Source organism: Tumidithrix helvetica PCC 7403 (genome assembly GCF_965232925.1).
GTDB classification, from domain to species: Bacteria; Cyanobacteriota; Cyanobacteriia; order Pseudanabaenales; family Pseudanabaenaceae; genus Tumidithrix; species Tumidithrix helvetica.
Genome location: NZ_CBDDRA010000030.1, coordinates 38868 through 59133 on the forward strand (window position 1 = coordinate 38868; position 20266 = coordinate 59133).

The following is a 20266-nucleotide window of genomic DNA, read 5'->3' on the forward strand; positions in this document are numbered from 1 at the left end:
ATAGTAATTAATGAAATTAATATGAAAATATTAAAATAACAACCTTAAACTCAAGAGATTTCTATCTAAAAAGTAATGACAAAGGCAGTGCCCCCTTCACGGTTTAGCGCGATGGTTCCTCCTAATTGGCGAGTTAAGGCACAAACAATCTGCATTCCCAGCGACTCTGTATTACGAAAGTCGAGGGTTTCAGGAAATCCAATACCATTATCTCCGATCGCCAACCGATGGCGAGAACTTTCGTAGGTAAACATAATATCGATCTTGCCGGCATGCTTATAGGGGAAAGCATATTTGATCGCATTAGAAACCAGTTCGTTAACGATCAAGCCGCAGGGAATCGCAATATCTAACTCCAGATTGAGATTGGCTACTTCTACCTGCCATTGAACTGCTAGGTTAAGCGGAAGATAGGATTGGAATACATCTTCAATTAAATCTTGGATATATTCCGAAAAGTTGAGACTGGCGAGGTTACCAGAACGATAAAGCCGTTCGTGGATCGCTGCCATCACATTAATCCGCCGCTGACTTTCAAGGAAGGGTTCCAGAATATTAGGATCTTCAATGGAGGCGGATTGCAGATTGAGCAAACTGGAAACGACTTGAAGATTATTTTTGACGCGGTGATGTACTTCCTTAATCAACAACTCTTTTTGCCGCAATTCGTTTTCTAATCGGGTATAGAGATCCATCTTTTGACTGGCAATACCAAGTTCTAGTGCCACCCATTTGAGCATCTCAAGTTCAAATTGCTGCCAATGGCGAGGTGATTCTATCTGATCGACCAATAGCAATCCCCAAAGTCTTTCGGCACGGAAGATCGGCACGGCTACACTTGCCCTAGCTTGCAACTGAGCTAAAAACTCGGCGTAGCAGAGGGCAATATCATCAGTCTCGCGATCGCTAAGAACGATCGTACCTCCTTGTTTGAATCCTTCAAGACAGCCTTCAGAGAAGTAAGGATCGGAAACTGTTCGACCTAAGATTGACAGATCTGGACGGGAAAGAGCTTCCTTAAAAATTGTGCCCTTACCATTATCATGTAACTGGCAGACGATCGCGCGATCGCAGTTGAGAAATTGCCGAATCAGACGTAGGCAGGTTTCAAGGACTTCATCAAGATCGAGCGACTCGTTAATCGTCTCGGCAACCTCCACCAATAAACCTTTGACCGCTAGATTAGTTTGTACTTGTTGGAACAGATCGGATTGTTGAATCGCGATCGCCGTGCTGAGTGCTATTTGCTGGAGTAGAATAATTTCCCGATTTTGCCATTGGCGGGGTTGAGCGTTTTGATAGGCTGCGAGCAGTCCCCAGAGATTGCCGCGCACAAAGATCGGCGCGATCGCATAGGCTTTTACTTGAAATTGTTCCAAAATCTCGACATGGCATTGAGTATGCCCAATCGTATAAATATCGTTAACAGCAAAGGTTTCGTTATTGCGATAGCGGCCGCCTTGGGTTTCTTGTAGATAGGTATCTTCCCAGACCGTTTGAATATTAGGTCCCACCAGCGGCATCCAGCCTTCACCTACAGACTCAGCTACAAACCTCCCGCTCCAATCAGCGTCAAATCGATAAATTGCCACCCGATCTACGTAGATTGTCCGTCGCGTTTCAGTCAGAACCGTATTGATAATCTCCTCATAGTTCAAGGATGCGTGAATGCGTTGGGCGACAAACCGCAGCAATCTTTCTTGCTCCGCCTGTTGTTTGAGTGCTTCAGTACGCTCTTTTACCCGTTGTTCTAGATCGCGGTTTAGGACTTGCAAAGCGGTTTCTGCACGTTGCCGTTCTGCCAGTTCTAGTTGCAGTTGATTATAGAGATTAGCCTGTTGGATCGCGATCGCCAATTGATCTGCTACAGACTGCACCAATACAGTTTGTTCGTCGTTCCAATGAAATGGATGCTGTAAAGAATTGACGGCAAGACATCCCCAAACCTTTCCTTCAATCTCGAGGGGCTGCATTAACCAAGTTCCAGAAAGGACTTGAGGAACCCCGCAAAAGAGTCCATCTGCAAGTATGTTGGGGTATTCAACTCGAGCGAGTTCCCTTTGCTGGCAATCGAAACAGTCTTCAGGAATTTCTAGCCCTACCGTATCGGGTAAGTGGGGATGATAGGAAGCCTCAATGCGCCAACATTGCCGATCGGTCACATATTGCATGACCTGAACGCGATCGATTTTTAGCAGGTTTGCCGTTTCCGCCGTAGCGGTAGCAAAAATGGTGTCCAGATCGAGAGAATTTCGAATCACCTGAAACACGCGGTTGATTGCCTGCTCCCTTTCGGTGCGTTGTTGTAGGGCTTCTTCGGCTTGTTTGAGGCTGGTCAGATCGTGGACGTTGATCGCCACTCCTGAAATTGTCCCGTCTAACTCGATATAGGGTGAGTAAGATGCTTTGACAAACCTGCGCTTACGATCGGGATAGGTAATCCATGCCTCCACGATATGATTGCTTTCCCCTGCAAGGCAGCGATCTAGCAAAACTTTACTATAGGTCTGAAAAAATTCTTCTCCTAATAGATCGCTAACGCTATGTCCAACAATCTCTTCTTGTTTTTTTTGATTCCAGACCGTATAGGTTTGGTTGATGACTTGATAGATGTAGTTGCGATCGATCAGGGCAATACAATCTGGGGTAGCGGAAACAATGCGTTCGTATTGACGCAAAATATTCTCGGCAGCTTTGCGCTGGGTGATGTCTTCTGAAAAGCAGAGTAAATAGAGTGGCGCTCCGTCGCGATCGTAGAGAGGAACTTTCACCGTATGGAGTAACCGTCTACCCAAACTGTGGCTATCAATAGGTTCTTCGGGGATATCTTCGGGAACGCCGTTTTCAAAAGCTTCTAAATCTTTTTGCTTGAAAAAATCAGCCTGTTCTTTGGGGAAATGATCGTGAACCGTTTTGCCGATCGCCTGTTCGGCTGTTACCCCAAACATGAGTTCGCTGGTTTTATTCCATAACAGCATTTCCCCAAAATGCTCGGGTCTTCCATCTTTAACAAAGACTGCCACAGGTAAGCGATCGATCGTAGTCTGTAAAAAGTTACGGGTTTTTTGAAGGTCTATTTCTATTTGTTTGCGATCGCTGATATCCCAAATATAGCCATGCCAAAGGGTGCTCCCGTCAGGTAATCGTTCGGGCATGGCATGTCCTTCTAACCAGCGCATGCCTTTTAGCGGTAGGACTACTCGATACTGAGCCTGCCACAATTGTAAACTATGAGCGGATTGCGCGATCGTTTCGGCAACATAGGTCAAATCTTCTGGATGCAAGACTGCAAATACATCCTCAGCGGTTTCTTTGACTTGCTCGGGAGTAACCTCATAAATGTCTCGAATCCCTTCACTAACATAGGGAAAGCAGGCGCGTCCATCGGAGTGCTGACGATATTGATAGATAAATCCTGGTACCTGTTCTGACAGTTTGCGAAGAATTTCATCGCGCTCTTGTAGAGCAATCTCAGCCGCCTTGCGATCGCTAATATCTAGCAAGATCCCTAACACCCTTATTGGCGTATCGTTCTCATAAAAACTTTGTGCTTTTGCCCGGAGCCATCGAATATTCCCGTTTGGCAACACGACGCGATATTCGATCTCATAGTCGATCTTGCTGCGTAATGCATGAGATAAGCAGGCTTCAAGGGGAGCGACATCATCGGGGTGGATGACATTGCGAAAGGTCTGATAGCTGGCAGAATCTGTCTTGGGATTAAGCCCCAGTAACTTAAATACTTGGTCGTTCCAAATCAGATCGCCGCTCTGAAGATCCCAATCCCAAGTACCGACTTGATTGAGATCTAAAATCAATCTCTGGCGTTCCTCTGCTTCGCGCAGAGTGGTCTCGGCATGGTTGCGTTCGGCTTCAATGCGTTTGCGATCGCTGATATCTCGACAAATACAGAAATCAAAGAACTTCCCGTCCCATTCCATCCTATTGTTTGAGATTTCTACATCAAATACTGAGCCATCCTTACGCCGATGGCGAGTCTCAAAGATTCTTCGCATCCCCACTCCATGTTTCCAGCGATCGACGGTTTTATGGAGTTCGGCTAGGTTCCATTGGGCTTCCCAGTCCATCACATTTAAAGCTGTTACTTCATCAAGCGTGTAGCCCAACATCTCAGCAAATCTCTGATTGGCTTCCACGACTTGATTCTGATGAATCACAACAACGCCGTCAAAAGAGGTATTGAGCAGTGTTTTAACCCGCAGTGCCTCTCTAGCTAAAGCAGTTTCGGCAACTTTGCGATCGCTGATGTCCGTACTTACCCCTGTAACGATCCAGCAATTAGCCTCTTGGTCGCGTTGGGCGCTATAGATGGCTGAAATCCAGCGTAGGGAACCATTTTTATGATAAAAGCGATATTCAATCGTCCTTACCAATTCAGAAGAAATATCATCAAATATAGGTAAAACCTTGGTTTCCCAGTCTTCGGGAAATATACAGGATTGCCAAAGCGCCTTGTCTGCGACGATTTCTTCTGCCGTGTATCCAAATAGTCTTTTGCTGCCTGCCGACTGATAGGCGTACTCCCAATCTCTGTTGTCATAGACCCGATAACAGACAATGGAAGCGATCGCGCTATTGAGAATATTATTCAGTTCGGTTCCCGTAAGCATTGGATTTACTCTGACCTACCTAAATGATTGTAGGCGATCTAAAGTTTTTCACCCATAGTGTAGGGGGTAGCCAAAAGAAAAATTTCGCAGCCGTTTCAGCCCTATATTCGCCCTGAATCCTTTCCTCAAGTCTTTGGCTGACTGTTTCCCCGCTTTTGTTAAAGCTTGGGCGATCGCAAGTGAAGCAAAAAGCTTAAAAGAAGAATGTCCAGCTACAGAAAATTTATTTCCCTTGACTGGTCAAGACGGCAACTTCCTTTTTCAATCGATCTCCTATTTCATCCTCAACTAGATCTAAATCGTAATCCATTTGCAGTCCCAGCCAAAATCGTGGTGACATATTAAAGTAGTGAGCTAAGCGAAGGGCTGTATCTGCTGTGATACGCCTCTTGCCGTGAATGATTTCATTAATGCGTCGTGCGGGAACTCGCAAAGCCAGAGCTATTTGATTTTGACTAAGATTCATGGGCTTTAGAAATTCTTCTAAAAGCACTTCGCCAGGATGAATTGGCAGCAATTTATCTTCGTTCATTCTTTTACCTCAATGATAATCAACGATTTCTACGTCTAAAGCATCTCCGTCTTGCCATTCAAAGCAAATTCGCCACCGATCGTTTACTCGAATGCTATGTTGACCTTCTCTATCGCCAACCAGACGCTCCAAACGATTAGCTGGTGGTACACGCAGATCTTGAAGGGTTTCTGCACGATTAAGCATCCGTAGTTTTCGCAATGCCACTTGCTGAATGTCTGATGGCAATTTATGCGATCGATGACGTTCAAAAAGCTTTTGAGTTTCTTTATCCTTAAAATTTCGGATCACACCCTAGCAATGTCGCAACTTATTTACAAGTATATAACGTATTACGTTTAACGCCAAGAGATAAACCCTGCCTCCCCGTTCCATTCGCTGGTTCTTAAAGAGGTTTTTAGAGAGGAATATTCTCATCGTTAGATAATGCGCGATCGCTGTTGCAGCCGTTTCAGCTCTTTGTTCGTGCTGAATCCTTTTCCCCTAAGCTTTGGCTGCCTGTTTCACCTCTTTTGTTCAAGCTTTAGCGATCGAAGCCTAATTCGCGATCGCAAGTAAAGCAAAAATCTTAAAAGAAGAATGTCCAGCTATTGAAGGATTTATAACTCATCTATTGTCACCAACCCACCTTCAGTAAACTGAACTACAAGTTCTTGCTCGTTTAGTAAGGCAGTTCCAATCAAAGGTCGCCGACCTGTAGCGAATATACGAACTTCTCGTTCATCACCGTCCCAAAGGATAATCGCTTCGTGAACTGCTACTAAGACTTCGCTATTATCAGCTAAGTTTACTGGCAGATCGTATAGGAAAGGTAATCCCAATAAGGTAACTGCCTCTGGTGGCAAACATAGGTAGTCAGTAAAGCCTGTGTCTATGACAAACTCAATCGGAAAAGTCGAGCTGTTTGGAAGGGAAAATGTTAATGAAACGATCGCATGTCGATCTATCACAATACCTGAAATCACTTGCTGACACGCTCCATTACACCACCCAACGAAGCAGCCACGTTGTAACCAATACAAATACCAAAAAGTCGAGCATACGGGTGCTTTGCAATCAGTTTACGCGCAGCTTTTAGCCCAGTTTCATCAATTTCATAGTCACCTGTTTCAATATCGATGATGACCATCTTACCGATGTTTTCTTCTACCTCAACTTGTTTGCGAATACTGCTTTCATACAGTTGCTTTGCACGTCGCGCCACTTCTTCACGGCTTAAAAGAATCGCTTGCATACGCTGTCTCGCTATCTCTTTAAATTCTCCCATAATATCTTACAAACAGAGATGATGGGCATCCAGTAGCATAAATAATAGGGGTGGTATAGCCGAAAAGATAATGTATTCATACAATTCAGGCTTGCCTAAGATGATAGCGATGGTTTCAGTCCATGCAAGGATTGCCCAGTTTTTTATACTGTTTCCAATGTCATCAATCTTGCGAATGGAATTATCTATATAGTCGAGTTCCTTCTTCAACATTTCCAGCCGAAACGTGAAGGCATCATCTTATTTTTACGATTTGCGTTTAGGTTCGCTTTGAACTACCATAGATACATACCGAAAGGGAGTAGCTGCTGGTAACTTGCCGTAACTTCTACAGATGTAGCGAGAAAGCAAACGTTTATCAGTTTTCCAAGTCAACATACTGGCTCTTGCACATTTGCTGCAAACCTGGTTTGGAAGTAAGTTTTTAACTCTTTAGCGCAGCAAAGCTAGCCTAGAGAAGCATTTTAAAACACTTAGTAGCGAGACTTTCACTTAGTTCACTCATCGTATCTGATGTGAGCTTGGTGGAGTCTCGTATAGCCCTATCAAGTTCCGTCACGTTACTCAGACATCATAACGGAGCTTGATTTTATGTTAACTGCATTTACCGCAGGGCTTTTGCTGATTACGATCTCAGAGATTGGCGATAAATCTTTTTTTATTGCCGTCATTTTGGCGATGCACCATTCTCGCCGATTGGTATTTGCAGGCGCAATGCTGGCATTAATGATCATGACCGTTCTATCGGTTTGGGTCGGGCAGTTCGCACATTTTATTCCTAAGGTTTATACCCACTATGCCACCGCTGGGTTGTTTCTCTTATTTGGCTTGAAATTACTCTGGGATGCTAAAAAGCTCAAAGCTAAATCTGGGGAATGTCTAGGAGCCGTAGAAGCAGAAGAATTTTTAGAAGAACAGGAAAAATCGCAGAATGCATTCCAAGCAGGAAAATTAAAACTGGGGAAACTGCTATCCAACTATCCGCAGGTTGCGGTCGTGCTGAAAGCATTTACGCTGACCTTTTTAGCTGAGTGGGGCGATCGCACCCAAATCAGCACATTCGCCTTAGCAGCATCTCAAAATTCCATAGGCGTGACCTTGGGGGCAATCTTAGGACATGGCATCTGCGCTTTGTTAGCTGTAATTGGCGGTCGCCTGATTGCTTGCCGCATCTCTGATTGGCTTGTCACCGCGATCGGAGGCAGTCTGTTTCTGGTGTTTTCAGGTATAACACTAGTGGGCGAAGGCATTTAAAGCGATCGCGCCATAGATTTTCAAAATAAAATTCTCAAACATTAAAGGCGGTGGGGGGACTCGAACTCCCGGATGAGAGCTTTGCAGGCTCCTGCCTTACCACTTGGCTACACCGCCATAGAATTGCCTTAAGACTAGCTTGGCTTGCCCATTATAACAGAGACAGGAAAAACCAGTAAGGAAATTCTAGAGTTTTTAATTGATTTGCTTAAAATTCAGAAAAACTTTAGAGCGTCTCGCGGATATGACGTAAGCGATTTGAATAACTACGCATCACTTCGATGGCAAACTCTGGCGTTTCTTGAACGGCGAATAAAAACTGCAACCTTTGTAAATAGGCGAGTTGACAATCTGTTTTAGCAATTGCAGTCGAAGAACGGATGGAATCGTCATGAACTAGTGCGCCTTGTCCGAATATGTCGCCTTTTGAGAGTGTCTCTACGATCTTGTCATGAACGAGAATATCCACTTCACCTTCGATAATGCCGAACATGGCAACAGCTACTTGTCCGACCTCAAAAATAGTTTCTCCCGCCTTATAAAACTTTGGATCTGGTGTTTTTTGAAAGATGCTAATCGTCTTCACAGGGTCTAACATAAGTGTGTTTTAGCAGAAAAATTGAATAACAGGACTGTCCATCCCAATGTTTGTCGATCGGCGATCGCATATCAAATGGCACTTACTGAAATATCACACAAATCTGGGCGAACAGACTGGTATTTCCCTGAATTTAAACTCCACTTAAACTGGATTTAATGTGGATCGGAATTCACAGTTTCTTTTGTTTGCTTAGAAATTACTGCGCTCCAATCATCATCTTTAACGGCTGATTCTAATTTCTGTCTTTGTTCGAGGTCGTTGCTGCTTTGATGAGCGATCGCATCCAGTTCGCGACTTAGTGCCGTATCAGCCATCGCTTTCCGAATTTTGAGCTTTTTCTCTTCGTAAGCTTGCCGCTCTTGGGCGGTCATGGCAGCCGTTGCCGCTTCGCTGACCGTACTTGCCCAAGTACTGCCTTCTTGATTGCCAAAGGGAATCTCATCTAGCTCAGCCAACCAGCGATCGCGCAGACTTTCCATGACTTCGCGTTTGGGAAATTTAAAGGTTTGCACCCGTACAAAAGCACAAATTTCTTCGCCAAATTGAGCTACGTGACTATTCAGCGAGAGCAAAACATTACGGGAATAGCTCACATATTGCGTTTGGCGATCGCGATCCAGCACGGCATAGACTGCGGCGACTTTAGCATTAGAGGCGCGATCGCTCCAGATTGAAATCGGCACAATTTCCGTCCCATCATTTTCTAGATTGGGGGCTGTTACCGAGGAAGGGGCATGTTCCTGCTCAGAACTATAAAGAAACGAGTGCAGTCCCTGATGGGCTTCAGGCACGCCTTGATGTTCGATAGATAGCGCTAGATCGGGAGCATCATGATTCATAGTTGTTTGGCGAATTGATTTGGGCAAGACTTGTAGCGGTTTCACGATCCTACCCGATCCGCGAGACTCAAGTTGCTTGAAAGTACCAAGCCTGAGTAAGGTTTAACATAAGTTAAGATCTTTAGTATTTATTCACTGGCTTTCATCAAAACTAGTTCATGTATTCAATTCTTTTATGGATTCTACTTCTACGCCTGACACAAATCGCTCCGATCGCTTGCGAAATGCCTTGATTGCCCTTGCCGCGATTGCCCTAACCATTGCCCTGTTTTTTGGAATTCGCACCCAAAATATCAGTACCTCCCTAGAAACTGTGGCGCAGGCTGCTACACCGATAGACTCAGCCTTGGCGAACAACAAGCCGACGATTTTGGAGTTTTATGCCGACTGGTGTACGAGTTGCCAATCGATGGCAGCCGATAATTTGGCTTTGCAAAAACAGTATGGCGATCGCGTCAACTTTGCCATGCTGAATGTGGACAATAACAAATGGTTACCAGAAATCACCAAATATCGCGTCGATGGCATTCCAAGGTTTATTTTCTTGAGTAGCGATAATAAGGCGATCGGCGATGCCGTGGGCGTGATCCCGCACAGTATTATGGCGGCAAATATCGAGGCAATGATGAGCGATCGCCCTCTACCCCATAACAGTCTGAGCAGCGATCGGATCTCAACGTTCAAATCTCCTCAACCAGCCGATACAACCAATCCCCGCGATCATGGCTGAGCGTAAAATGCTTTCCTTGGATTAGCTCCCTATATTGGAAAGAATCTGTACGAGGCAACGCGATCGGGGGCAGGCACACACCATCTACTGCCCCTACAGATCCTAAGGGCATTATGGCTGGGTGTTTTGGGTTCTGGTGCGGGTTTCAGAATTGCTGGGCGTAGTAAAAGGTGTAGCTGTGTTATTAGGTGGATTGGTCGTAGGGGCTGGCGAAGCAGATTCTGTATCAGGCTTGCGGGAGGCTCCATCAAAATTTTCATAGACCACGCGGGAAACTTTGCGAATTAGCTCATTGGCTCTTTGATCGTTATTTGGACGTTTGACCAAGGCTGCCATGATGTAACGTTTGCCATTGGGCATATCGATAATGCCTGCATCGCCAACAACAGAGCCAATATCTCCCGTTTTATGGGCAATTCTAGCGCCTTCACCTAAGCCTTTGGGTAAGAGGGTATTGGTTTCTGTGAGGCGCATGATATCCATAAAGCGATCGCGGCTGCGCGGCTTGATCAATTTGCCTTGATCGACCAGAGCTAAAACATTCACCAAGTCTTGAGAACTAATGGTATTTGTGCCCTCTAGATCGGGTAAAGGATTGCGAAGCACCGTAGTGGTTAAGCCCCAAGATTTAAACCGTTGATTGAGTGTTTCTGCCCCACCAAGGCGCTTGACGATCATATTTGTGGCGGTGTTATCGCTGTAAATAATCATGATCTTGGCAGTTTCTAAAGCAGAAAGCTTGGTGCCTAGCGGCTGATACTGCAAACTTCCAGATTCGCCCACCCTGACATCAGAGGTCATCTCTAGCTGTTCGTCGAGCTTAATTTTGCCAGCATCGACATCCTGTAAAAATGCCACGAGGATAGGGGTTTTGATCGTACTGGCACTGGCGATCGGCTGACTTGCCCCGATATTGACATAGTTACCGCCGTCAATATCAATCACCATGACTTGTAAGCCTAGGTCGCTCTCTTGGCTAGCGAGTTGTTTGATTTGTGACTCTAAGCCTAAGGCTTGGGTTTTGAGCAACGCAGTCGTTGTCTCTGGGGTTGGTTTTGTGGGGTCTTCGTTGAGCGTACTGGTGGCAACTGGGCTAGGGGTGGTGTTCTTGGCGACAGAACTATTCAAAGAATGGTTGTGCCATAGGGAAATCATCGTTCCCGCAATCATGCTTAAGCCTATGCCTGCGATCGCAAAACGAGCAAACTGCCATACAACCGATCGAACCGCAGATTTCTGGGGATTGGGTCTTATCCCCGTTGGTCTATTCCCTCTTTTCGGTCTAGATTCTAGTTTTAGGTCTGGCTTGGCATCTGGCTTGAGCGATCTGCTGTTGATCGACCTTACCTTTGAATCGCTAGCTTCAGGTGCTTTGGTTGGATTGGCTAAAGCCCTACCACGTTCCTTGAGTCTACGGAGTCTAGCTTCTCGATTTTTCATTGAAAAGGTTTCTGAGGATGAAAACGTTCTTTGCTCCACTGTGGTTCCTTTGCGCTCCTTGACACCATTACCGATCTGAGAACCGATCCAAAATTGCCCAATTGATTTGCCTGATTATACCCCTAAGCATAGAAACCTCTGAACTCGTCAGGTGGGCTCGATTAAATAGCTGCCTCAGCTTTTGCATACGCCTAAAGGCTGTATGTGGGTATAAATAACCGATCTTAAGTAAAACTGCCTCAAGTTGAACGTAAAAAGCTTCTACTCGATCGAGGGGGGCAGATAAATCTGGGATTTTAGATGCGGCTATCGTTTGAGATTCATCTATGGTTGGTGACTGTACCAAATCTTCCGCCATTTGGCTAGTAGAAATTTTTGGCGATTCCCCAAGTGGGGATGCGTGTCGCCGCGCAGATTCTCTAAGACTCCGTTCTTGAAGACTTAATTCGCTCACATGAGAATTACCAAGAAATGCAGGATTTTGCCTTGCTTCGTAAGCTAGACGCACTTCATAGCAGCAAATCGCTACCGCTTGAGCGAGGTTAAGCGAGGGATAATCATCCGACACGGGAATTCTGATCGCCCGTTGGCAATATTGCAGTTCCGCATTGCTGAGACCGCGATCCTCTGCCCCAAATACGATTGCAGAGCGATCGACTTCCATTAACCAAGTCATGCCAAGGCGGGGATCGCTGATGGGTAAGGTTTCTGGGCTAAATCCTGCCTGTTCGCCTGTGCTGGATGTGGTGGTGATTCTGCCAGCGGTGGCGATCGCCCGTTGACAGCCGACTAGGGCGTCAGGTAAGCGATCGACAATTTTTGCTTGTGCCAAAATCGATTTGGCACGCACTGCCATGATTTGAGCGTCATCGCTGAAGCGATCGCACCGAGGATTCACGAGCCATAGCTCCGATAGCCCCATGTTTTGCATCACCCTTGCCACAGAGCCTAGATTTAGCGCCCCTGCGGTTTCAACCAGGACGATACGAATGTTTTTCACGGGCTAGGAATCAGCGCTTGCAGGCGATCGCACCAAGCTTGGTGGTCGTCAATCGTAAGCACAATGCGCTTGTAATACTCGTCTTTTAGATCGAGGGTTAAAAACTTGCCATCTCGCGATTTGGTGACGTACCAAAACTCTCTACCACGCGCTGTGTAGTAAGTACCCGCCTTGATAAAGTTGGGCACAAACGAGCCTGGGGCACGAATTTCATTCCAGTTACTCTTAGGCTCAACCGTACTGACATGGGTAATACTCGTCAGGGGAACTGCGATCGTGTTGGCAATATGCACAGCCGCCAAACGTTCCTTGACAGCAAGATGAAGTTTAAGCTGTTGGTCGATAATTTCAAGTTGCATAGGTTTTTAAGGAAAAACTAAACAAACTCAGCCGTGATTTGAGGTTGGGGTTGGGGGTTAAATTCAAACAAGGAGTAAACGACATTGCGACGAATATCCGTCATCATGTCAAGGAATAGCTCGTAGCCTTCACTCTTATATTCAATCAGGGGATCTTTTTGTCCGTAGCCACGCAAACTGACGGCTTCTCGCAAACTCTCCATCCCTTGGAGATGTTCGCGCCATAGGGTATCAATTTGCTGCAAGATAAAAAATCGTTCGGCTTGTCGCATTAAACCAGGTTGCAGCCCTTCGATCTGAACTTCTTTGATCTCGTAGGCACGACGGACTTCTTCGCGCAGAAATGCTTGCAGTTCTGGCATAAACATCTCATCGAGGTGATCGGGCTCAAGGTCTTGCAGTAGGTTGACAAACTCCTTGACCTTGTTGACCATGCTGACCAAATCCCATTCTTCAGGGGGGAGGTCAGGGTTAACATAGGCGGCGACGATATCATCCATCGTGCGCTCGGCATACTCAATCACGCGATCGCGTAGATCTTGCCCCTCTAGGACGCGAAAACGTTCCGAGTAAATGGCACGACGTTGGTTGTTGAGCACTTCGTCATACTCAAACACCTGTTTGCGAATGTCGTAGTAGTGGGTTTCTACCTTCTTTTGAGCCCCCTCTAAACTCTTGGTCAAAAGCCCCGAACTAATCGGCATATCTTCTTCAACTCGGAAGGCGTTCATCATCGCTGCGACGCGATCGCCTGCAAAAATCCGCATGAGATTATCTTCGAGGCTCAAGAAAAATCTTGTAGATCCGGGGTCACCCTGCCGTCCGCAACGACCGCGTAATTGGTTATCAATGCGACGCGACTCGTGACGTTCCGTGCCAATTACATGCAAGCCACCCAAGCGCACGACTTCGTTGTGTTCGGCACTGGTGAAGTTGTTATATTCTTGCTTGATCGCACTGCAAGCTTTACGCAGCTTTTGAATGACTGGATCGTCCGTGGGCGCTTTTTCGGCAGCAACGGCTAGTTTGTCTTCGGCTTCGAGTTCGGTGATACTTTGTTGCCCCAGTTCTTTGACGGCAAAATCTACCGCTTCTTTGAGTAATTGCTTTGCATCATCCGATAGCTCGCAGGGAAATAGGTTGGACGAAGCTTTCCAAGTTTTGGCTTTTTTGGTGACGGCAAACCCCTGAGCTTTGGCTGGGCGATTTGGGAAGAGCACCTGACTGGTATTCATCGGATCGCCATCTTCAGGAATGACAATCTGGGGCATGAAGAATTCTCTTACCTTTAAGCGTGCCATGTAGTCAGCATTACCGCCAAGGATGATGTCTGTACCGCGACCTGCCATATTCGTGGCGATCGTTACTGCCCCCTTACGACCTGCTTGCGCGACGATTTCAGACTCCCGCTCCACATTCTCGGGCTTGGCGTTGAGCAAATTATGGGGAATTTCCAATTCAGTCAGCAACTTTGCAAGCAATTCTGACTTTTCTACGCTGGTCGTACCAACCAATACGGGGCGACCGAGTTCGTGCATTTCTTTGCATTCCATTGCCACGGCGCGCCATTTGGCAGATTCGGTTTTGTAAACTACATCCGATAGGTCGCCACGCCCGCTCTTGCGGTTGGTAGGAATCGTGGTGACTTCTAGGTTATAGATTTTGCCGAGTTCGGCTTCTTCAGTTTTGGCTGTGCCTGTCATACCGCCTAATTTGGGGTAGAGCAAGAAGAAATTTTGATAGGTAATCGAAGCAAGGGTTTGGGTCTCATTCTCAATCGTCACATTTTCTTTTGCCTCGATCGCTTGATGTAGACCGTCGCTCCAGCGCCTTCCAGGCATGACCCGTCCCGTAAACTCATCGACAATAATCACTTCGTCGTTGCGCACGATGTAATTGACATCCCGCAAAAAGATTTCCTTGGCTTTGATCGCATTAAATACGTAGTGCGCCCAAGGATCTGCTTGATCGAAGAGGTCTGTGACACCTAAAAGCTTCTCGGCTTCCTCAAACCCTTCATCGGTGAGAATGACGTTGCGCTGTTTCTCATCGACTTCGTAATGCTTTTCTTTTTCGAGTTGTCTTGCGATCGCTGCCCCACCCATATATTTCTCAGTGGGGCGTTCGATCTGCCCTGAAATAATTAAAGGCGTTCTGGCTTCGTCAATCAGTACCGAATCAACTTCATCAATGACGCAGAAATTAAACGGGCGTTGCACGACATCCTCCATGATGGTTGCCATGTTGTCCCGCAGGTAGTCAAACCCTAATTCGCTATTGGTGGCATAGGTGATATCACAACCATAGTTGCGCTTGCGTTCCGATGGCTCCATCGAGTTTTGAATTAGCCCTACGCTTAGACCGAGATAGCGGTGAACTTGTCCCATCCACTCCGCATCCCGACGGGCGAGGTAATCATTCACGGTAACGATATGGACGCCTTTGCCAGTGAGGGCATTGAGATAACTGGGTAGTGTGGCAACTAGGGTTTTACCTTCACCGGTTTTCATCTCGGCAATTTCGCCCCGATGCAGCACCATTCCCCCTAGCATCTGCACGTCATAGTGGCGCAGCCCCAATACGCGGGAACCTGCTTCGCGCACGACTGCAAAGGCTTCGGGTAAAAGATCGTCTAGTTCTTCACCTTTTTCTAAGCGTTGCTTAAACTCAGCAGTCTTGCCCCGTAGAGCGTCATCCGAGAGTGCTTGAATCTCTGCTTCGAGCGAGTTAATCAAAGCTACGTCTGGACGCAACTTGTCAAGTTTGCGCTTGTTGGGGTCACCGATGAGATTTTGAAGGTTGAACATAGCTGCTAGAGAGTTTAAATACGAAACGAACCAACTGTATTAAAGAAAATTTTGGTTTATATCCTATAGTACCCGAGGACAGTGATTGCAAAGAGTACGGATTTTGCGAAAGTCTATATTAAGTGGTTATCGGTTATTAGTTATCAGTATCTAGACTCACGATCCATCTAAAAACTGACAACTGACAACTTAATAACTGTCAACTACCTCAATGTCCAAACCTCATAATATCCGTTAATTTCGGTGAGAATTTGTCCGCCCACTTTGCTAGGTAAAACCCCGATCCAGCGGCGGGCGCGATTGCCAATGTCACTAAAGAGCAATCGACCTGTGGTAGTAAACACAGCCACCATCGGATAGTGACGATCGCCTAAGTCTACTTGGCTGCGATTAATTTCTAGCAACAACTCAGGTTTGTCATCTCCGTCAATATCGATCGATTGAAACGACCACTGCTGTAGTTGTTGGCTGAAATCTTTTATGCTCAGCGATACCTGCCCCAATCTGCCAATTTCTCGGTATAGGGTGTTAATAATACTATTTGCGGTCTCTGGAGCTAGTGCCGAAAGATAGACCATTTGGCCTCTGGTGTCAGAGATCGATCCGCCTGTGGTTACTAAGGCAGGAATGGAGCCTTTGTTTAAAGATTTTGCTAGCTCCTCATTACCCGTGGCGAGTAAGCGAATATTGCCATAGCCGTCTACCGAGAGCGACTGCGCCAACAACGAAGCTGTCAGCAATTCTTCAGGGTTTTCGGTGATTGCGATGCCAATCCGATTATTTTGCTCTAAGCCTAAAACTTTCCAGGCAAATAAAGACGAGCGATCGATTAACTCTGGGAAAGGGGCATTTTTCCAAGTATCGCCATCTCGGGCGATCGCCACATCAATTACGTACCATGCCTGTCCTGTCAGGAGTTCAGGGGGTGTCAGTTGCCATTGTGCGCCAAGTTTACCCTTGCCTAAATAAGAAATTGTACCTAAGAGTTGCTGGGGCTTGAGGGCGATCGGGTTTAAATCGAGTTTTTGCAATAAGGCAAGCACATCCTTTGAGTCCGCTTGTTGCTCTTTGAGCCAGCGCTCTGCTTGCCGCAATCCCTCGCGATTGAGCACAACCAACCCGCCCCAAGCTTTAACCGCAGGTGAGGGCTCTATTTTGAGTGCAGTTTGCACGCGCATCCAGATGTGCGTATCGTATTTGGCGAGCATGGCAGCAATTTTCTCAGCACTGCCTTCTGTAGATTGGATCTTTTCTAGTGCTTCTTGCCAATGACCATCAATAATTTTGACTAAAATCTGTTCGCCAAAATCAGAAAAAGGTTGCCTGGCTTGGCTAGCTGAAAGTGTGGCATGTAGCGAAATTAGCTCGTACTGTTCCTGTACGTAAGGAGTAAAGGTTTTGCCTTTTGCTTTGAACTCTAGCTTTAGCTCGTTGAATTTGGTTAAAGCTGATGACCATAAACCAGCACTGGCAAGGGTTAAGGCATTACTGTATTTGCGAGGCAACCCTAACCCTTCATTGAGTGTCACCTGACGCAGTTGGATATAACTCTTGGATTCATGGGAAATATTATCTTCAACTTGGAAGATCGAATAATTGGGTTCAAAATCGATGCTTTGGTTGATTACCAACTGTGATTTAGGTGCAGTCTCTTGTTCGGTATTTTCCTGCTTACTATTGTTGTTGCCTAACGCCACTTGCCACTTAGGAAACTCACCCAAAGGGCTTACCCAGTCTTTGAGCATTACCATCGTAGGCTGTGGATCGGGGGTGTAGTTAAATACTTGCCCATACATTGTGTCATCGGTCTTCCCATAGGCTACAAACCATACGCCTTGACTGGGGGCAGTTCCTACGATCGCTTTGAGTTTGGTGAGCGGCATGCGGTTGTAGTTGAGCCTAGTGTTGACTTGGGCAGAGCGATATTTGATCAAAGGTGCTTTGACAAAGTACTCATCCAACCCAGGGGTTTGAATTGAGGTAATGAGAACTAGCTTTTCGCTGCCGCGATCGCTAATGGGGTGATACAGCCTAATTTCTCGAATCGCTTTATTTTCAGATTGGAGCACCGCATAGATTTGCTCGCCAGTTTTGAGTTCGAGGCTATCCCCTAGGCTCAGTTGCGACTCGGCAAGTTCGGCTTTAATTTGCGAGAGGGTTTTGGGTTGATTCCACAGTGAGGGGGTAAAGATCGGGGCTTGGGTGGAATATAGCCAACTCATCGAGAGGGGATTGGACAAAAACTGTGCGCCCAACCAGATACCACATCCTACAATCGGGATGCTCAGCATAACAAACAGATCTGACCAGCCAATCTGACCACTAGGTAAAGGTTTCTTGGACTTTCGCTTTGGCTTTGATGTTTCATGGTGCGCCAAAGTTGGTTTGCGCTCGGTTTTTTGGTAGGGGACTAGATCGGAGGATAGATTGGGTTGTGATTCTGGCTTGGGCTTGCGATCGAGCTTTGACTTGTTTTTGGGCTCAGGCTTAAGGTCGGGCTGTGAATTAGGGGGTGGCTGCATTTGATGAGCCTTGCGATCGCGGACGCGCTTGAGTTCTCGATCTAAGAGGGACTCGGTTCGCTGAATTTTCTTTTGAGGCTGGGTTAGGGATTGATGGGTAGATGGCGGCTGAACTTGTGGTGGGACTTTGGTCTGAATTGGGGGCTGTGAAGGATTGCGATCTGGCTCCCACTCTGTACGAATAATGCCAAGATTGTTGCTGTGGTCAAGGCTTTGATTTGCTGTGGGAATGTGATTTTGCCCATGGCGATCGCTGAGGTCAACATTTTGTTCAGCTTGACCGTGAATTCGATCGATATTTCGATCTGGATTTTGATCTGTGTCTAGCTCTATTTCCATGCGCTAAAATCAAAGCACAAATAATCGCAAAAAGGAAACTACAAATCTAGTTTTTTTCTTGGACTTTTATTTTTTGTTTAGGCAGTTAAATGATTTTTATTCAACTTGTGACCAATTATGTCTACATCAGTACCTGTTTCAGAGCCAAACGTCGATCTTGACCGCGTGATTATTTTCGATACTACACTACGGGATGGCGAACAATGCCCCGGTGCCACCCTAAACGTCGAAGAAAAGCTGATCATTGCCCGTCAACTGGCTCAACTGGGTGTAGATGTGATTGAAGCAGGGTTTGCGATCGCTTCACCTGGAGATTTTGAAGCTGTCCATAAAATTGCCGAGACCGTCGGCACTGCCGATGGCCCGATTATTTGCAGTTTAGCCAGAGCGATCAAAGCCGATATTAAAGCGGCGGCGGAGGCAATTAAACCTGCTGTCCACGGACGCATTCACACCTTTATCTCTACCTCTGATATTCACCTAGAGTATCAATTGCGCAAGTCCCGTCCCGAAGTTTTGGCGATCGCCTCCGAAATGGTTGCCTATGCCAAGTCTTTTTGCGATGACGTGGAATTTTCGCCCATGGATGCCACCCGTACCGATCCTGAGTATCTCTACGAGGTTTTAGAAGCGGCGATCGCCGCAGGCGCGACCACCTTGAATATTCCCGATACAGTCGGTTACACAACCCCCGAAGAATTTGGTGCGTTGATTCGCGGCATCAAGCAAAAGGTGCGCGGCATCGATCGGGCGATTATCTCTGTCCACGGGCATAACGATCTAGGTTTGGCAACGGCAAATTTCCTAGAAGCTGTCAAGAATGGGGCAAGACAGCTAGAATGCGCCATTAATGGCATTGGCGAACGCGCTGGCAACACGGCTCTCGAAGAAATCGTGATGGCGTTACACGTGCGTCGTCAGTACTTCAATCCGTTTTTGGGTCGTCCTGTTGAATCAAACGCACCACTTACTAAGATCGATACAACGCAGATTCATAAAACTTCCCGCTTGGTGTCTAAATTTACGGGCATGTTGGTGCAGGCAAACAAAGCGATCGTCGGTGCAAATGCCTTTGCCCATGAGTCGGGAATTCACCAAGATGGCATTCTCAAAAATAAACTCACCTACGAGATTATGGATGCCCAATCGATCGGCTTGACCGAAAATCAACTGGTTTTAGGGAAGCACTCGGGCAGACATGCTTTTGGCGCTCGTTTGAAAGAGTTGGGCTTTGCGTTGACCGAGTTGGAACTCAACAGTGCCTTTGTGCGCTTTAAAGAAGTTGCCGACAAGAAAAAAGAGATTACCGATTGGGATTTGGAAGCCTTGGTCAATGACGAAATTCGTCAAGCGCCTAGTGCCTACAAGCTAGAGCATGTTCAGGTAAGCTGCGGCGATCGCGCCCTACCGACAGCAACGGTGACACTGTTTACGCCCGACGGAGAGGAACTCACCGATGCGGCAGTTGGAACTGGTCCTGTGGATGCGGTTTACAAGGCGATCAACCGTCTGGTCAACGTGCCCAATCAATTGATTGAGTTCTCTGTGCAGTCTGTGACCGCAGGCATCGATGCTTTGGGTGAAGTTACGATTCGCCTCAGCCATGAAAAAGCTGGTGTTTTCTCGGGTCACTCCGCGAATACAGACATCATTGTGGCATCGGCAAGAGCATACATCAATGCTTTGAATAAGCTCCATTATGCGCTGCAAGCTGTGGCTCAAAAGGTGGATACCAAAGTCTAGACGCCTAGTATTTTGAGATGCCGTCCCATGCTCAAGGAATGACTCACCCCTTGAGCATGTTCGTAATCCTCTCTAAATCCTGAAAACCCAATCTGGAAAGGGAATTGCATGGGTATATAGGTAGCGTAAAAAAAATCCTGCTGTAAAATGAAGGCTCCCTGCGGTGATTTCAGCATCGTCATTTCAACATAAATTTCAATAC

17 protein-coding genes and 1 tRNA gene are annotated in these 20266 nt (G+C 46.6%); 3 read left to right on the top strand and 15 right to left on the bottom strand.

Features of this window, described 5'->3' with window-relative positions:
• Positions 1-65: 65 nt before the first annotated feature.
• The 6 genes from ACP2WE_RS21550 to ACP2WE_RS21575 all read right to left on the bottom strand — a co-directional run bounded on the left by ACP2WE_RS21550 (position 66) and on the right by ACP2WE_RS21575 (position 6643).
• Positions 66-4631: a PAS domain S-box protein gene (locus ACP2WE_RS21550; RefSeq protein WP_425217592.1), complete on the bottom strand. Its 4566-nt coding sequence runs from the start codon at positions 4629-4631 to the stop codon at positions 66-68.
• A gap of 223 nt (positions 4632-4854) precedes the next feature.
• Positions 4855-5163 (bottom strand): HigA family addiction module antitoxin, encoded by a 309-nt coding sequence (locus tag ACP2WE_RS21555; RefSeq protein WP_425217593.1) that lies wholly within the window; start codon positions 5161-5163, stop codon positions 4855-4857.
• Positions 5164-5172: 9 nt separating this feature from the next.
• Positions 5173-5454 (bottom strand): type II toxin-antitoxin system RelE/ParE family toxin, encoded by a 282-nt coding sequence (locus ACP2WE_RS21560; protein WP_425217594.1) that lies wholly within the window; start codon positions 5452-5454, stop codon positions 5173-5175.
• A gap of 308 nt (positions 5455-5762) precedes the next feature.
• Complete coding sequence (locus ACP2WE_RS21565) at positions 5763-6128, bottom strand: clan AA aspartic protease (protein WP_425217595.1); 366 nt, start codon at positions 6126-6128, stop codon at positions 5763-5765.
• Positions 6125-6397: a hypothetical protein gene (locus tag ACP2WE_RS21570; protein WP_425217611.1), complete on the bottom strand. Its 273-nt coding sequence runs from the start codon at positions 6395-6397 to the stop codon at positions 6125-6127. The genes ACP2WE_RS21565 and ACP2WE_RS21570 overlap by 4 nt, the downstream gene beginning before the upstream one ends.
• A gap of 39 nt (positions 6398-6436) precedes the next feature.
• On the bottom strand, positions 6437-6643 hold the full coding sequence (locus ACP2WE_RS21575; RefSeq protein ID WP_425217596.1) for a hypothetical protein: 207 nt from the start codon (positions 6641-6643) through the stop codon (positions 6437-6439).
• A 378-nt stretch (positions 6644-7021) separates the two neighbouring features.
• Here ACP2WE_RS21575 and ACP2WE_RS21580 point away from each other — a divergent pair, with 378 nt between their 5' ends.
• Positions 7022-7684, top strand: a complete 663-nt coding sequence (locus ACP2WE_RS21580) for a TMEM165/GDT1 family protein (protein ID WP_425217597.1) — start codon at positions 7022-7024, stop codon at positions 7682-7684.
• Positions 7685-7729: 45 nt separating this feature from the next.
• On the opposite strand, the gene ACP2WE_RS21585 is transcribed toward ACP2WE_RS21580, so the two are convergent.
• The 3 genes from ACP2WE_RS21585 to ACP2WE_RS21595 form a co-directional block, all read right to left on the bottom strand.
• Positions 7730-7801: transfer RNA gene (locus ACP2WE_RS21585), tRNA-Cys, on the bottom strand.
• A gap of 109 nt (positions 7802-7910) precedes the next feature.
• Positions 7911-8282 carry a cyclic nucleotide-binding domain-containing protein gene (locus tag ACP2WE_RS21590; RefSeq protein ID WP_425217598.1) on the bottom strand — a complete coding sequence of 124 codons (372 nt, stop codon included), beginning with the start codon at positions 8280-8282 and terminating at the stop codon, positions 7911-7913.
• Between the two features lie 155 nt (positions 8283-8437).
• Positions 8438-9124, bottom strand: coding sequence for a GIY-YIG nuclease family protein (locus ACP2WE_RS21595; RefSeq protein ID WP_425217612.1), 687 nt, complete (start codon positions 9122-9124; stop codon positions 8438-8440).
• A 175-nt stretch (positions 9125-9299) separates the two neighbouring features.
• On the opposite strand from ACP2WE_RS21595, the gene ACP2WE_RS21600 reads away from it, so the two are divergent.
• Positions 9300-9854: a thioredoxin domain-containing protein gene (locus ACP2WE_RS21600; protein ID WP_330484338.1), complete on the top strand. Its 555-nt coding sequence runs from the start codon at positions 9300-9302 to the stop codon at positions 9852-9854.
• A gap of 111 nt (positions 9855-9965) precedes the next feature.
• On the opposite strand, the gene ACP2WE_RS21605 is transcribed toward ACP2WE_RS21600, so the two are convergent.
• From ACP2WE_RS21605 to ACP2WE_RS21625, 5 genes are all read right to left on the bottom strand, one after another.
• Positions 9966-11294 carry a serine hydrolase gene (locus ACP2WE_RS21605; protein WP_425217599.1) on the bottom strand — a complete coding sequence of 443 codons (1329 nt, stop codon included), beginning with the start codon at positions 11292-11294 and terminating at the stop codon, positions 9966-9968.
• 67 nt (positions 11295-11361) lie between these two features.
• Entirely contained in the window at positions 11362-12294 is a 933-nt protein-coding gene (locus ACP2WE_RS21610) for an RNA methyltransferase (protein ID WP_425217600.1), read from the bottom strand.
• Positions 12291-12653 carry a hypothetical protein gene (locus ACP2WE_RS21615; protein ID WP_425217601.1) on the bottom strand — a complete coding sequence of 121 codons (363 nt, stop codon included), beginning with the start codon at positions 12651-12653 and terminating at the stop codon, positions 12291-12293. Before ACP2WE_RS21615 ends, ACP2WE_RS21610 begins: the two co-directional genes overlap by 4 nt.
• A 17-nt stretch (positions 12654-12670) precedes the next feature.
• On the bottom strand, positions 12671-15460 hold the full coding sequence (secA, locus tag ACP2WE_RS21620; protein ID WP_425217602.1) for a preprotein translocase subunit SecA: 2790 nt from the start codon (positions 15458-15460) through the stop codon (positions 12671-12673).
• A 203-nt stretch (positions 15461-15663) separates the two neighbouring features.
• Positions 15664-18321 carry a hypothetical protein gene (locus ACP2WE_RS21625; protein WP_425217603.1) on the bottom strand — a complete coding sequence of 886 codons (2658 nt, stop codon included), beginning with the start codon at positions 18319-18321 and terminating at the stop codon, positions 15664-15666.
• A 117-nt stretch (positions 18322-18438) separates the two neighbouring features.
• Between ACP2WE_RS21625 and ACP2WE_RS21630 the strand changes: the two genes are divergently transcribed.
• Entirely contained in the window at positions 18439-20064 is a 1626-nt protein-coding gene (locus tag ACP2WE_RS21630) for a 2-isopropylmalate synthase (protein ID WP_425217604.1), read from the top strand.
• On the opposite strand, the gene ACP2WE_RS21635 is transcribed toward ACP2WE_RS21630, so the two are convergent.
• On the bottom strand, positions 20061-20246 hold the full coding sequence (locus ACP2WE_RS21635; protein ID WP_425217605.1) for a hypothetical protein: 186 nt from the start codon (positions 20244-20246) through the stop codon (positions 20061-20063). The two genes, ACP2WE_RS21630 and ACP2WE_RS21635, sit on opposite strands and share 4 nt — an antisense overlap.
• Between the last annotated feature and the right edge of the window lie 20 nt (positions 20247-20266).